General features: G+C 60.9%; 12 protein-coding genes. 8 read left to right on the plus strand and 4 right to left on the minus strand.

Annotation, left to right across the window (positions count from 1 at the left end; translation table 11 throughout):
* The first annotated feature begins 87 nt into the window (after nucleotides 1-87).
* From dapE to JQF37_RS23040, 3 genes are all read left to right on the plus strand, one after another.
* Nucleotides 88-1,239: a succinyl-diaminopimelate desuccinylase gene (gene dapE / locus JQF37_RS23030; protein ID WP_130209656.1), complete on the plus strand. Its 1,152-nt coding sequence runs from the start codon at nucleotides 88-90 to the stop codon at nucleotides 1,237-1,239.
* The gene (locus JQF37_RS23035) at nucleotides 1,239-2,048 is read left to right on the plus strand and encodes a putative RNA methyltransferase (RefSeq protein ID WP_130209654.1); all 810 of its coding nucleotides are present in this window, start codon (nucleotides 1,239-1,241) and stop codon (nucleotides 2,046-2,048) included. The genes dapE and JQF37_RS23035 overlap by 1 nt, the downstream gene beginning before the upstream one ends.
* A gap of 79 nt (nucleotides 2,049-2,127) precedes the next feature.
* Nucleotides 2,128-2,505 carry a hypothetical protein gene (locus JQF37_RS23040; protein ID WP_130209652.1) on the plus strand — a complete coding sequence of 126 codons (378 nt, stop codon included), beginning with the start codon at nucleotides 2,128-2,130 and terminating at the stop codon, nucleotides 2,503-2,505.
* Between the two features lie 143 nt (nucleotides 2,506-2,648).
* On the opposite strand, the gene JQF37_RS23045 is transcribed toward JQF37_RS23040, so the two are convergent.
* Nucleotides 2,649-2,858, minus strand: a complete 210-nt coding sequence (locus JQF37_RS23045; RefSeq protein WP_019647794.1) for a cold-shock protein — start codon at nucleotides 2,856-2,858, stop codon at nucleotides 2,649-2,651.
* Between the two features lie 234 nt (nucleotides 2,859-3,092).
* Between JQF37_RS23045 and plsB the strand changes: the two genes are divergently transcribed.
* The 4 genes from plsB to JQF37_RS23065 all read left to right on the plus strand — a co-directional run bounded on the left by plsB (nucleotide 3,093) and on the right by JQF37_RS23065 (nucleotide 7,344).
* Nucleotides 3,093-5,585 (plus strand): glycerol-3-phosphate 1-O-acyltransferase PlsB, encoded by a 2,493-nt coding sequence (gene plsB, locus JQF37_RS23050; RefSeq protein ID WP_130209650.1) that lies wholly within the window; start codon nucleotides 3,093-3,095, stop codon nucleotides 5,583-5,585.
* Nucleotides 5,586-5,731: 146 nt separating this feature from the next.
* The gene (locus tag JQF37_RS23055) at nucleotides 5,732-6,073 is read left to right on the plus strand and encodes a YbaY family lipoprotein (RefSeq protein ID WP_130209648.1); all 342 of its coding nucleotides are present in this window, start codon (nucleotides 5,732-5,734) and stop codon (nucleotides 6,071-6,073) included.
* Nucleotides 6,074-6,230: 157 nt separating this feature from the next.
* On the plus strand, nucleotides 6,231-6,629 hold the full coding sequence (locus JQF37_RS23060; RefSeq protein WP_130209646.1) for a YbaY family lipoprotein: 399 nt from the start codon (nucleotides 6,231-6,233) through the stop codon (nucleotides 6,627-6,629).
* A 25-nt stretch (nucleotides 6,630-6,654) separates the two neighbouring features.
* A complete protein-coding gene (locus JQF37_RS23065) occupies nucleotides 6,655-7,344 on the plus strand; it encodes a DUF4197 domain-containing protein (protein ID WP_130209644.1) in 690 nt (229 codons plus the stop codon).
* Between the two features lie 568 nt (nucleotides 7,345-7,912).
* Here the strand turns inward: JQF37_RS23065 and JQF37_RS23070 are convergent.
* On the minus strand, nucleotides 7,913-10,978 hold the full coding sequence (locus tag JQF37_RS23070) for an efflux RND transporter permease subunit (RefSeq protein WP_130209642.1): 3,066 nt from the start codon (nucleotides 10,976-10,978) through the stop codon (nucleotides 7,913-7,915).
* 6 nt (nucleotides 10,979-10,984) lie between these two features.
* A complete protein-coding gene (locus tag JQF37_RS23075; protein ID WP_130209640.1) occupies nucleotides 10,985-12,085 on the minus strand; it encodes an efflux RND transporter periplasmic adaptor subunit in 1,101 nt (366 codons plus the stop codon).
* A 93-nt stretch (nucleotides 12,086-12,178) separates the two neighbouring features.
* Here JQF37_RS23075 and JQF37_RS23080 point away from each other — a divergent pair, with 93 nt between their 5' ends.
* Nucleotides 12,179-12,823 carry a TetR/AcrR family transcriptional regulator gene (locus JQF37_RS23080; protein WP_130209638.1) on the plus strand — a complete coding sequence of 215 codons (645 nt, stop codon included), beginning with the start codon at nucleotides 12,179-12,181 and terminating at the stop codon, nucleotides 12,821-12,823.
* Between the two features lie 106 nt (nucleotides 12,824-12,929).
* Here JQF37_RS23080 and JQF37_RS23085 read toward each other — a convergent pair whose 3' ends face one another.
* A complete protein-coding gene (locus JQF37_RS23085; protein WP_130209636.1) occupies nucleotides 12,930-13,712 on the minus strand; it encodes a class I SAM-dependent methyltransferase in 783 nt (260 codons plus the stop codon).
* Nucleotides 13,713-13,728 lie beyond the last annotated feature (16 nt).

Genomic DNA, 13,728 nt, shown 5'->3' on the forward strand with positions numbered 1-13,728 from the left:
TTAAGATAACCGCCATTTTGCAGGGCTTGGCGCAATACGAATCCCACATTGGCCCTTGCCCATATTCAAGTTTTCCGGAGTTTTCACATGACGGCCCACGCCGACCTTTCGCCGACCCTTCAACTCGCCATCGACCTGATCCGCCGTCCATCCGTGACGCCGGTCGACGCCGATTGCCAGAAGCAGATGATGCAGCGCCTGGGCGATGCCGGTTTTGCGCTCGAGCCGATGCGCATCGAAGATGTGGATAACTTCTGGGCTACCCACGGTCAACACGACGGTCCCGTACTGTGCTTCGCCGGTCACACCGACGTCGTACCGACCGGCCCGGTGACCGCCTGGCAGATCGACCCGTTCAATGCAGTGATCGACGAACACGGCATGCTCTGTGGCCGTGGCGCGGCGGACATGAAGGGCAGCCTCGCCGCCATGACCGTGGCCGCCGAGCGTTTTGTCGCCGACTACCCGGATCACAAGGGCAAGGTCGCGTTCCTGATCACCAGTGACGAAGAAGGCCCGGCACACCATGGCACCAAAGCCGTGGTCGAGCGCCTCGCGGCGCGCAAGGAGCGTCTGGACTGGTGCATCGTCGGCGAGCCGTCGAGCACCACCCTGGTCGGTGACGTGGTCAAGAACGGCCGTCGCGGCTCCCTCGGCGCCAAGCTGACCGTACGCGGCCTGCAGGGCCACGTCGCCTATCCGCACCTGGCGAAGAACCCGATCCACCTCGCTGCCCCGGCCCTGGCCGAACTGGCCGCCGAGCACTGGGACCACGGCAACGACTTCTTCCCGCCGACCAGTTTCCAGATCTCCAACGTCAACTCCGGCACCGGTGCGACCAACGTCATCCCGGGCGATCTGGTCGCGGTGTTCAACTTCCGCTTCTCCACCGAATCCACCGTCGAAGGCCTGCAGAAGCGCGTGGCCGACATCCTCGACAAACACGGTCTGGACTGGCACATCGACTGGGCGCTGTCCGGCCTGCCATTCCTCACCGAACCGGGTGCGCTGCTCGACGCCGTTTCGTCCAGCATCAAGGACATCACCGGTCGCGAGACCAAGGCGTCCACCAGCGGCGGTACCTCCGACGGACGCTTCATCGCCACCATGGGCACGCAAGTGGTTGAGCTGGGGCCGGTCAACGCGACCATCCACCAGGTCAACGAGCGGGTGCTGGCGGCTGATCTCGACGTGCTGACCGAAATCTACTACCAGACCCTGATCAAGTTGCTCGCCTGATGCTGGCCTGCCCGATTTGCAGCGAACCGCTCAACGCGGTGGACAACGGCGTGGCCTGCCCCGCCGGGCATCGTTTCGACCGTGCACGCCAGGGTTACTTGAACCTGCTGCCGGTGCAGCACAAGAACAGCCGCGACCCTGGGGATAACCAGGCGATGGTCGAAGCCCGCCGCGACTTTCTGAACGCTGGCCATTACGCGCCGGTGGCCAGGCGCCTGGCGGAACTGGCGGCCGGGTATGCGCCGCAGCGCTGGCTGGACATCGGTTGTGGCGAGGGTTACTACACCGCGCAAATCGCCGATGCCTTGCCGGACGCCGACGGTTACGCGCTGGACATTTCCCGGGAAGCGGTCAAACGCGCCTGCAAACGCAATCCGCAGCTGACCTGGTTGATCGCCAGCATGGCCCGCGTCCCCCTGGCCTCTGGCAGTTGCCAGTTCCTGGCCAGCGTCTTCAGCCCGCTGGACTGGCAGGAAGCCAAACGCCTGCTCAGCCCTGGCGGCGGACTGATGAAAGTCGGACCGACCAGCGGCCACCTGATGGAATTGCGTGAGCGGCTGTATGACGAAGTCCGCGAATACATTGACGACAAGCATCTGGACCTGGTGCCTGAAGGCATGGCGCTGGCGCACAGTGAAACCCTGGAATTCCGGCTGACGCTAACCAGCGGCCAGGACCGCGCGAACCTGTTGGCCATGACACCCCATGGTTGGCGTGCCAGCGCTGAACGTCGGGCGGCGGTCATCGAACAGGCCGAGCCGTTCGAGGTCACCGTGTCGATGCGCTACGATTATTTCGTTCTTCAATAATTTTCAATTTTGGCCTTGGGCGATCCCCAAGGCCGGCTAAATCCGCGAATGGATTTTTCAGACCGCAGTGAGGACATCCATGCGCCAACCCGATATCGAGATTTACCTGAAAGACGCCGACGTCGACCACAAGGCCATCTCCGCCTGGCTCGGTGCCGCCTTGGGCCCGTGCACCGACTGGGTTCAGAAAGGCCAGACCTACAAGTGCAAGGCCGGCAATGTGCCGGTGACCTGGTTGCCGAAAGCCGTAGGAAAATGGAACAGCCTGTACCTGGAAAGCGACCAGACGCCGTGGGAAGACGACATCGCCTGCGCACGCGCCGCATTTGCCACGCTGAACGTCGAAGTGCGTTGCGCACCGGGGAGCTGGGTCGAGGAGGAAGGCGAGGAGACGGCCGATCGCTGGATTCGCATCAGTGCCGACGGTGAAGAAGAGATCACCTGGAAGACCGCTTAAAGCCTGAACACCGCACCTGTAGGAGCGAGCTAGCTCGCGATGGTCGTCAACGAAAACGCGCCAATTCCGGAAAGCGCGGCGTCCTTGAGATCTTCGCGAGCAGGCTCGCTCCCACGGTGTTTTTTCTGGTCCGATGAATGTGCTTACAACCCCACCACATCCTCAGCCTGCAAACCCTTCTGCCCTTCCACCACCGCATATTCAACCTGCTGGCCTTCGGTCAGCGAGCGATGCCCCTCACCACGAATGGCCCGGTAGTGCACGAACACGTCCACCCCGTCCGCGCGCTGGATAAAACCGTAGCCCTTCGCGTCGTTGAACCACTTCACGTTGCCGGTTTCACGTGTTGCCATCTGTTCATACTCCTCTTTTATTATTGATCGGGCTTTTCGCAGGAAAGCCTCGGGAACATTGCTTGCACTGATAGGTGCCACTGTATGGCCAGTGCGGGCTCGCCGAGTATATGTCAGGCGCCAAAACTCTCAAATGGAGTTTACTTATGCGCTTTTTTGCCGATTTTCAGCGAATCCGGCACACTGTCCCCCCCCGAGCAAACGCTTGGTTTTATTCACTCATGCAGAAGCCGTATGACCCGTTCCCCGCTCCGCCGTCTTGTGTTTGGCACCCTGCGCCGACTTTTGTACCTCTGGGTTCGCTCGGAGACGATCAACCAGTCGTCGTTTACCCTCGACCTCGACCGCAGTCGCCCGGTGTTCTACGTCCTGCAAAATCCTTCGCTGACCGACCTCGCGGTGGTCGACACCGAATGCACCAAGGCCGGCCTGCCGCGCCCGGTGCTGCCAGTTTCGGTGGGCAACCTGCTGGAGCCGGCCGCGTTCTTCTATTTGACGCCAGACCCCGACTGGATCGGCCGCCAGGACAAGCGCGGCGCGCCACCCACCTTGACTCGTCTGGTCAGTGCCCTGAGCCAGAACGCGGCCGAAGACGCGCAAATCATTCCGGTCAGCGTGTTCTGGGGCCAGTCGCCGGACAGCGAATCCAGTCCGTGGAAACTCTTGTTCGCCGACAGCTGGGCCGTCACCGGGCGCCTGCGTCGCTTGCTCAGCATCATCGTGCTGGGGCGCAAGACCCGCGTGCAGTTCTCCGCACCGATCCACCTGCGAGAACTGATCGACCACAACAAAGGCCACGAGCGCACCGTGCGCATGGCCCAGCGCATCCTGCGGGTGCACTTCCGCAACTTGAAAGCCGCCGTGATCGGCCCGGACATTTCCCACCGCCGCAATCTGGTCAAGGGCTTGCTCAACCAGCCACTGGTCAAACAGGCGGTCATCGAAGAGGCCGAGCGCGAAAACATTTCCCTGGAAAAAGCCAAGGCCCAGGCCCTGCGCTATGGCAACGAGATCGCCTCGGACTACACCTACACCGCGATCCGCTTCCTGGAAGTGGTACTGAGCTGGTTCTGGAACAAGATCTACGACGGCATCAAGGTCAATCACATCGAAGGTGTGCAGAAAGTCGCCCAGGGTCACGAAGTGATCTATGTGCCGTGCCACCGCAGCCACATCGACTACCTGCTGCTCTCCTATCTGCTGTTTCGCAACGGCCTGACCCCGCCGCACATCGCCGCCGGTATCAACCTCAACATGCCGGTCATCGGCGGCCTGCTGCGGCGTGGCGGCGCGTTTTTCATGCGCCGCACCTTCAAGGGCAACCCGCTCTACACCTCGGTGTTCAACGAATACCTGCACACCCTGTTCACCAAGGGTTTCCCGGTGGAGTACTTCGTCGAAGGCGGGCGCTCACGCACCGGTCGCATGCTGCAACCGAAAACCGGGATGCTCGCGATCACCTTGCGCAGCTTCCTGCGCTCGTCACGCATGCCCATCGTGTTCATACCCGTGTACATCGGATACGAACGCGTACTGGAAGGCCGGACCTACCTCGGGGAATTGCGCGGCGCGAGCAAGAAGAAAGAATCGATCTTCGATATTTTCAAAGTCATCGGCGCGCTCAAGCAGCGCTTCGGTCAGGTCGCGGTGAACTTCGGCGAGCCGATCAAACTGGCGCAATTCCTCGACAGCGAACAGCCGGGCTGGCGCAAGCAGGAACTCGGCCCTCAGTTCAAACCGGCCTGGCTCAACGAAACCACCAATCGTCTGGGCAACAAAGTCGCGCAGCACTTGAACGAAGCGGCGGCAATCAACCCGGTCAACCTGGTTGCCCTGGCCCTGCTGTCCACCAGCCGCCTGGCGCTGGATGATCGCGCCATGGCGCGGGTGCTCGACCTGTATCTGGCGCTGCTGCGTAAAGTCCCGTACTCACCGCACACCACGTTGCCGGAAGGCGACGGCCGCGCGCTGATCGAGCACGTCAAGGACATGGACTTGCTGTCCGAGCAGAGCGATGCCTTGGGCAAGATCCTGTATCTGGACGAGCAGAACGCTGTCCTGATGACCTACTACCGCAATAACGTGCTGCACATCTTCGCGCTGCCGGCCCTGCTGGCAAGCTTCTTCCAGAGCGCCTCGCGCATGAGTCGCGAACAGATCCTGCGCTACACCCGCGCGCTGTATCCGTACCTGCAAGCGGAGCTGTTCATTCGCTGGTCGCTGGACGAACTGGACGCGGTGATCGATCAATGGCTCGAGGCGTTCGTCGAGCAAGGGCTGCTGCGTTTCGAAAACGACGTGTACTTGCGCCCGGCACCGAGCTCACGGCATTTCGTGCTGCTGACACTGCTGTCCAAGAGCATCGCCCAAACCTTGCAGCGCTTCTACATGACCGTGTCCTTGCTGCTCAACAGCGGCCAGAACAGCATCAGCGCCGAAGAACTGGAAGACCTGTGCACAGTCATGGCCCAGCGCCTGTCGATCCTCCACGGCCTGAACGCCCCGGAGTTCTTCGACAAAAGCCTGTTCCGCCACTTCATCCAGACCCTGCTGGACCTCGACGTGCTCAAACGCGATGCAGCCGGCAAGCTGGGCTATCACGAACTGCTCGGCGAACTGGCTGAAGGTGCGGCCAAACGGGTGTTGCCGGCGGAAATTCGTCTGTCGATCCGTCAGGTGGCCTTGCATCGCAGTGAAGATGCAGCGGAGTTGGCAACGCCGAGCTGATCCTGATCGCAGAAGCAAGGAAGCTTCTCATCAATCCAGCTGCACTTTCGCTGTCGCGCGCAGGACTTTTCCTACATTGGATTGAGCACTGAAGGAATATGCTCTCGGTTCGTCATTTTCGACGAGTCAATGATAAGGAAATCAACATGAACAACGAAAACACCCTGAGCATCAGCGGCAACGTTCACTATCTGGAAAGGATTGCGCTTTTGCCGAACTCGACACTTTACGTCAGCCTGCAAGACGTTTCGCTGGCTGATGCTCCTGCCAAACAACTGGCCGCTCAAGTCATCCCCGATGCGCAAAGGGCAGGCTTGAACTTCAATCTTCAGTACAGCACCGCAGACGTCCTGCCTGGTCACACCTACGCAATCAGTGCACAAATCAAAACCGATGGCGAACTGGTCTTTACCACCACCGAGCATCACCCGGTAGAGCTGGGCGTCGACGGCGTGCAGCCTGTTGAAGTGCTGGTCCACAGGGTTTAACGCAGACCTACGGCAACAATTCTTCAAACCCTGAGCGTTAACGCCAGACTCCCCGTCAGGCGTCTGCAATACCTTGCCGGGCGATATCGCCGGCAATTTCCTTTAAATTGTCGTTGGCGCCGAGCTTCTTCAGGCGTCAACGACATGGATTCCAATCATGAAAAAACTTTCGCTTCTGGGACTGACAGCTCTGCTTGGAGCTTGCCAATCGATACAACCTGCCGCCAAGACCAGCCTGGACGGTGAAGTCTTCTACTTGCAACGCATCGCCCTGCCCGCTGACGCCACCTTGAGCGTGAGCCTGCAGGACGTGTCGCTGGCCGATGCGCCGGCTGCAGTCCTCGACGAACAGAAAGGCCAGATCAAAGGTCAGGTGCCGCTCCCCTTTCATCTGAGTTACGATCCGGCGCAGGTTAAACCGGGTCATCGCTATTCAGTCAGTGCGCGCATCGAAGTCGATGGCAAGTTACTGTTTATCACCACCGAAAATCACGCCGTGCAGCTCGATGGCAGCGATCCGCAACCTTTGAAAATCCGCGTCAACGCCGTCCGCTAACTCCCATTTTTGAAAGGAAGCTGCCATGCTCCGCCCCACTCTCCGCTTCGCAGGCCTGTGCGCTGGCTTGATGATCTGCGCCAACGCCATGGCACTGTCCCTCAGCGACCTGTCGCAAAAAGACGCCACCGGCGGCCTCAAGGATGCGCTGACCCAAGGCGCACAACTGGCCGTGAAACAACTGGGTACGCCGGGTGGTTTCAGTAACAACCCGGACGTGAAAATCGAACTGCCCGGCAAACTGGGCAAGGTCGCCAGCAAAATGAAGCAGTTCGGCATGGGTGATCAGGTCGATCAACTGGAAACCAGCATGAACAAAGCGGCGGAAACCGCCGTGGTCCAGGCCCAGCCGATCCTCGTGGATGCGGTGAAGAAAATGACCGTGGAAGACGCCAAGGGCATTCTCAGTGGCGGCAACGACTCAGCCACCCAGTACCTGAACAAAACCAGCCGCGAACAGATCCGCGCCAAGTTCCTGCCTATCGTCAAGCAAGCCACCGACCATGTCGGCCTGGCTCAACAGTACAACTCGTTCGCCGGCCAGGCCGCGACCATGGGCGTGATCGACACCAAGAATGCCAACATCGAAAGCTACGTCACCGAACAAGCGCTGAACGGCTTGTTCGAGATGATCGGCAAACAGGAAGAAACCATCCGCCAGAACCCGGCAGCCGCCGCGACCAGCCTGGCGAAGAAGGTGTTTGGTACGCTCTAAGCCGAAACACAAATCCTGTGGGAGCAGGAACATCCGAGGGAAATTGGTCGGCAGGCAGGCCGCCTTCGCACTATATCGAAGTGCGGAGGGCCGGGGTCTACATCGGCAACGACGATACCGGCAAGATCTACTCCATTCACCAGAGCCCCTGTAGGAGCGAGCCCGCTCGCGATGGTCGTCAACGATGACGCGGGCTGTCTGAATACCCGCGTTGCCCTGACGTTCATCGCGAGCAGGCTCGCTCCTACAGAGAGCACAGCGGCGTACACCCACCCGCTCCTCACCACTCATCAGGCCGAGCGTTAGCTCGCCTGCAGCTTTTGATCTTGATCCACCCGCCCCTTCGGGAGGCTGAGTGGAGGTGTTCATCCGGGGAGCGGCGCGCAGCGCCGTTCGACGCAGTCGAACACGCTGCATGTAGGTCGTCGCGAAGCAGACCGGAGGGCAGTGTCCCCGGATGGATACCGCAGCGAAGGAACGCCGAGCCTAAGCGAGGGGCCGGACGCCGGGCGTGAACGGAACAACCACCCCAAAGCCTGGTCGGCCCGAAGGCCGCCACGCCCAAGGATCAGACCGACTCCTTCCTGACCCGGAACCAGGCCGCATACAACGCCGGCAAAAACAGCAACGTCAGCGCCGTCGCCACGATCAACCCGCCCATGATCGCCACCGCCATTGGCCCGAAGAACACACTTCGTGACAGCGGAATCATCGCCAGCACCGCCGCCAGCGCGGTCAATACAATCGGCCGGAAGCGCCGCACCGTCGCCTCGATAATCGCCTGCCATGGCTTGAGACCGGCCGCGATGTCCTGCTCGATCTGATCCACCAGAATCACCGAGTTACGCATGATCATCCCTGACAACGCGATCGTCCCGAGCATCGCGACAAAACCGAACGGCTGACGGAACACCATCAGGAACAGCGTCACCCCGATCAACCCCAAGGGCGCTGTCAGAAACACCATCGCCGTGCGTGAGAAACTGCGCAGTTGCAGCATCAGCAACGTCAGCACGACCACGATGAACAGCGGTACGCCAGCCTTCACCGAGTTCTGCCCGCGTGCCGAGTCCTCCACCGTGCCCCCGACATCCAGCAAGTACCCGTCCGGCAACTCGGCGCGGATCGGTTCAAGGGTCGGCAAGATTTGCTGCACCAGGGTCGCCGGTTGTTCCTTGCCATAAATGTCGGCGCGAACCGTCACGTTGGGCAAGCGGTTACGGTGCCAGATCACGCCCTCCTCAAAGCCGTACTCCAACGTTGCGATCTGCGACAGGGCCACGCTACGCCCGTTATCGGTCGGCACCGCCAGGCTTGGCAGCAACGACAGTTCGCTGCGTTCACGCAAGGTGCCGCGCAGCAGGATTTCGATCAACTCGTTGTCTTCACGGTACTGGCTGACGCTGGAACCGGTCAGTGAACTTTGCAGGAACTTCGACAGGTTCGCCGTGCTCACGCCCAGTGCCCGCGCGCGGTCCTGATCAACGTTCAGGTACACGACTTTGCTCGGTTCTTCCCAGTCCAGGTGGACGTTGGCCACGTGCGGGTTTTCGCGAACCTTGGCCGCGACCTTGCGGGCCAGTGCACGGACCTCCTCGATGTGTTCGCCCGTCACCCGGAACTGCACCGGATAACCGACCGGCGGACCGTTTTCCAGGCGCGTGACCCGCGAGCGCAGGGCCGGGAATTGTTCGTTGAGGGTTTCGATCAGCCAGGTGCGCAGCGCTTCACGCTCCTCGATGGTCTTGGCCAGGACCACGAACTGGGCGAAGCTCGCTGCAGGAAGTTGCTGATCCAGCGGCAGGTAAAAACGCGGCGAGCCGGTGCCGATGTAGGCCACGTAGTTATCGATTCCGGCTTTGTCCTTGAGCAGCGCCTCGAGGCGCGTGACCTCCTTGGCCGTGTTGCTCAGGGAAGCGCCTTCGGCCAGTTTCAGGTCGACCATCAACTCCAGTCGGCCGGAAGCGGGAAAGAACTGCTGAGGCACAAAGCGGAACAGCACAATCGAGGCAATGAACAACAGCACGGTCAAGGCGATAACGGTTTTGCGCCAGCGCACACACCACTCCACCAGACGTCTGACACGCTGGTAGAACGGCGTGCCATAAGGATCGGGCTGACCCGTGCCGTGTTTGGCCGCGTGAATTTTCGCCAGGTCCGGCAGGAGTTTTTCCCCGAGATAAGGCACGAACACCACAGCGGCCACCCAGGAGGCGAGCAGTGCGATCGTCACCACCTGGAAAATCGACCGGGTGTATTCACCCGTGCCCGATTGCGCGGTGGCTATCGGCAAGAACCCGGCGGCAGTGATCAGCGTTCCGGTCAGCATCGGGAAGGCGGTACTGGTCCAGGCATAGCTGGCAGCTTTTATACGATCGAAGCCTTGCTCCATTTTGATCGCCATCATTTCCACGGCGATGATCGCGTCGTCCACCAACAAACCCAGCGCCAGCACCAGCGCGCCGAGGGAAATCTTGTGCAGGCCGATGCCCAGGTAATACATGCAAGCGAAGGTCATTGCCAACACCAGCGGGATCGCCAGGGCGACCACCATGCCCGTGCGCACGCCGAGGGAGAAAAAACTCACCAGCAGCACAATCGCCAACGCTTCCACCAGCACCTGGACGAACTCGCCGACGCCGGTTTTCACTGCCGCAGGCTGGTCGGACACCTTGCGCAGCTGCATGCCGACCGGGAGGTTTTTCTGGATGCGGGCGAACTCGACTTCCAAGGCCTTGCCCAGCACCAGAATGTCGCCGCCATCCTTCATGGCCACGGCCAGACCAAGGGCATCCTGCGCCATGAAGCGCATGCGCGGTGCGGGAGGATCGTTGAAGCCACGGCGTACGTCAGCCACATCGGAGATGCGGAAGGTGCGATCACCGACACGAATCGGAAAGTTCTTTATCTCATCGACTGTCTGAAAATTCCCCGACACCCGTAGCTGCAATCGTTCGCTGCTGGTTTCAAAGAAGCCGGCGGTGGATACCGCGTTCTGTTCTTCAAGCGCCTGTTGCACCGCCGCCAACGGCAAGCCAAGGGTGGCGAGTTTGACGTTGGAAAGCTCGATCCAGATTTTTTCGTCCTGCAACCCGAGCAGGTCGACCTTGCCCACATCCTTGACCCGCTGCAGCTGGATTTGAATACGGTCGGCGTAATCCTTGAGCACGGCGTAGTCGAAACCCTCGCCGGTCAGTGCATAGATATTGCCGAAGGTGGTACCGAACTCATCGTTGAAGAATGGCCCCTGGATGCCCGGTGGCAGAGTGTGGCGGATGTCGCTGACCTTCTTGCGTACCTGATACCAGAGGTCCGGGATTTCCACCGAGTGCATGGAATCACGCGCGATGAACGTCACCTGGGATTCACCCGGCCGGGAGAACGACACGATGCGTTCGTACTCGCCGGTTTCCATCAATTTTTTTTCGATGCGCTCGGTCACCTGGCGCGAGACTTCCTGCGCCGTAGCCCCCGGCCAGTTGGTGCGGATCACCATGGCTTTGAAGGTAAACGGCGGGTCTTCGCTTTGCCCAAGCTTGGTGTAGGACAGTGCGCCAACGATTGCCAGCAACAGCATCAGGAACAGTACGATCTGGCGGTTACGCAGCGCCCATTCGGAAAGATTGAAGCCCATCGGGGATTACTCCTTGTCCGCCAGATTGACCACGCGGTTGGAGCGATCCACCGGGCGCACGTGCTGCCCGTCGAGAAGCACATGGACACCAGCGGCCACGATCCAGTCACTGGCATTGAGCCCTTCGAGCACCGGGACGGTTTTCTCACCGAAGGCACCGACCCGCACCGGGGTCTTCTTCAACGTATTGTTGGCGCTGACCACCCAGACGTAGGTCACGCCGTTTTCCGCGGTCAACGCCGAAAGCGGCACGGACAGTGGAATCACCTCGGCGGTCTGCACGAACACCCTGGCGCTCTGGCCCAGTTCGGCGGGGACCTTGCCGCCCGTGAAAGCAATGCGAGCGGCAAAGGTGCGGGATTTTGGATCGGCGGCTGGCGACAGTTCGCGGATGTGCCCGGCGAAGCGTTGATCCGGTTGCGTCCACAGCTCCACAGAAACCGGCTGCCCGACCTTGAAGCGGCCGAAGCTCTGCTCCGGCAGGCTGATCAACACTTCACGCTCGCCATCGGTGGCCAGGGTAAACACCGTTTGCCCGGCGGCCACCACCTGCCCGACTTCGACGGCACGCTTGGCCACCACCCCGTCCTGCGGCGCACGCAGCACGGCATAGCTGGCCTGATTGGTCGAGACGTTGAACTCGGCTTTGATCTGCTTGAGGCGTGCTTCGCCGGATCGATAGAGGTTTTCGGCGTTGTCGTACTGCGAACGACTGACCAACTGACGGTCCATCAGGGTCTTGTAGCGATCGCGTTCGGAACGTACCAGGTTGAGGTTGGCTTCGGCGGCGGCGACCTGGGCGCGCGTGGCCTCCAGTTGCAGGCGAACGTCCTGGGGATCGAGCTCCGCCAGCGGTTGATCGGCCTTGACCCGCTGCCCCTCTTCGACCAGTCGTCGGCTGACTTTGCCGCCAATCCGGAACGCCAGGTCGGGCTCATAGCGGGCGCGGACTTCACCGGGATAGCTTTCCATCGCCTGGGCCGAAGGCTCTGGCTGAACCACCATGGCCGGCCTAATGCTCACTTGAGGCGCCTCTTCGTGACCGCACGCAGACAATAAAAACGCCAGACTGACTGGCAACGCGAGGGGCAAGGCATAGCGGAACATGGTGAAGGACCTTTCGCTAATGGTGCTTGGAATAATTATACTGACCGGTATGTTATTAATAGCAAACTGACCAGTCCAGTAATAAAAGCGAATATGCCGAACAATCTTTCAATACCCAACGGCCCAGGCCGCCCCAAGGATCTGGCCAAACGCCGGGCGATCCTCGATGCCGCGAAAACGCTGTTTTTGAGCAAGGGCTACGCCAGCACCAGCATGGACGCCGTGGCAACGGAGGCCGGCGTGTCGAAACTGACGGTCTACAGCCACTTCAACGACAAGGAAACACTGTTCTCCGCCGCCGTGATGGCCAAGTGCGAAGAGCAACTGCCTCCCCTGTTCTTTGAGTTGCCGGAAGGCGTGGCGGTGGAAACAGTGCTGCTGAATATCGCACGCGGGTTTCATCAGCTGATCAACAGTGACGAGTCGGTGAACCTGCACCGATTGATGATGGCCCTGGGCAGCCAGGACCCGAAGCTCTCGCAGATTTTCTTCGAGGCCGGGCCACAGCGCATGCTGCAGGGTATGGAGCGCCTGTTGATTCGGATCAACGACAGTGGCGTGCTGAGCATCGATAAACCGCACAACGCGGCCGAGCACTTTTTCTGCCTGCTCAAGGGTGCGGGGAATTTTCGTTTGCTGTATGGCTGCGGTGAACCGCCGGTTGGCGAGGCGGCGGAGAGCCATGTGCGGGAAGTGGTGGGGTTGTTTATGCGGGCTTATCGGCCTGACCCGGCCTGAAAGATTTGTCGTGTTCTGGCGGCCCCCATCGCGAGCAAGCTCGCTCCCACAGGGTTAGTGAAGAACCTGTGGGAGCGAGCCTGCTCGCGATGGGGGCAACTCGGTCTTAAGGCTTGAGCGCCTTCTTCGGATAAATGTCATACCGACTGGATTTGCCATCCAGCGCATGACTGGGCTTGGGCCCTTCAATGCACGGCGCCTTGCGCGGTCGCTTGACCACCACCCGATGGCTGGCCAGCGCCAACGCCGCCTCAAGCAGTGCCGGCGCGTCCGGGTCATCGCCCACCAGCGGCCGGAACAGGCGCATTTCCTTCTTCACCAACGCCGTTTTCTCACGATGCGGGAACATCGGGTCGAGGTAGATCACCTGCGGCGGCTCGCCCTCCCAGTTGCGCATCACATCGATGGAGTTGCCCTTGAGCAAATGCATGCGCGCCACGATCGGCGCCACATCGAAATCTTCCGCACCGCGGGCCAGGCCATCTTCAAGCAAGGCACCGATCAGCGGTTGACGCTCGATCAGGCTCATCTCGCACCCCAGGCTGGCCAGTACGAACGCATCCTTGCCCAACCCTGCCGTGGCATCCAATACGCGTGGACGCACGCCCTGAGCGATGCCAACGGCCTTGGCGATCATTTGCCCGCTGCCCCCCCCGTATAACCGACGGTGGGCCGCGCCGCCTTCGACGAAATCAACCCGCACAGGCCCCGGCGCATCCGCTCCCAGTTGTTGCAGCTGCAAACCCTGCTCGCCCACCTGCAAGGCAAACTCGCCATCGGCCACCTGCAATGGCAGGCCCAGGCGCTCGGCCCACTGCTCGGCTTGCGGCTCGAACGCCGCGTCCAGGGCCTCGACATGGATGCGGCAGGCCGCGGGTTGATCATTCATCAGAAAACACGCTCAA

Source organism: Pseudomonas sp. MIL9 (assembly GCF_016887925.1).
Lineage (GTDB): Bacteria > Pseudomonadota > Gammaproteobacteria > Pseudomonadales > Pseudomonadaceae > Aquipseudomonas > Aquipseudomonas mohnii.

Coding starts and splice junctions, on each gene's coding strand:
- JQF37_RS23065 (WP_130209644.1), top strand. CDS start 6,655: ATGCTCCGCCCCACTCTCCGCTTCGCAGGCCTGTGCGCTGGCTTGATG.
- dapE (WP_130209656.1), top strand. CDS start 88: ATGACGGCCCACGCCGACCTTTCGCCGACCCTTCAACTCGCCATCGAC.
- JQF37_RS23085 (WP_130209636.1), bottom strand. CDS start 13,712: ATGAATGATCAACCCGCGGCCTGCCGCATCCATGTCGAGGCCCTGGAC.
- JQF37_RS23055 (WP_130209648.1), top strand. CDS start 5,732: ATGAACAACGAAAACACCCTGAGCATCAGCGGCAACGTTCACTATCTG.
- JQF37_RS23045 (WP_019647794.1), bottom strand. CDS start 2,858: ATGGCAACACGTGAAACCGGCAACGTGAAGTGGTTCAACGACGCGAAG.
- JQF37_RS23080 (WP_130209638.1), top strand. CDS start 12,179: ATGCCGAACAATCTTTCAATACCCAACGGCCCAGGCCGCCCCAAGGAT.
- JQF37_RS23040 (WP_130209652.1), top strand. CDS start 2,128: ATGCGCCAACCCGATATCGAGATTTACCTGAAAGACGCCGACGTCGAC.
- plsB (WP_130209650.1), top strand. CDS start 3,093: ATGACCCGTTCCCCGCTCCGCCGTCTTGTGTTTGGCACCCTGCGCCGA.
- JQF37_RS23035 (WP_130209654.1), top strand. CDS start 1,239: ATGCTGGCCTGCCCGATTTGCAGCGAACCGCTCAACGCGGTGGACAAC.
- JQF37_RS23075 (WP_130209640.1), bottom strand. CDS start 12,085: ATGTTCCGCTATGCCTTGCCCCTCGCGTTGCCAGTCAGTCTGGCGTTT.
- JQF37_RS23070 (WP_130209642.1), bottom strand. CDS start 10,978: ATGGGCTTCAATCTTTCCGAATGGGCGCTGCGTAACCGCCAGATCGTA.
- JQF37_RS23060 (WP_130209646.1), top strand. CDS start 6,231: ATGAAAAAACTTTCGCTTCTGGGACTGACAGCTCTGCTTGGAGCTTGC.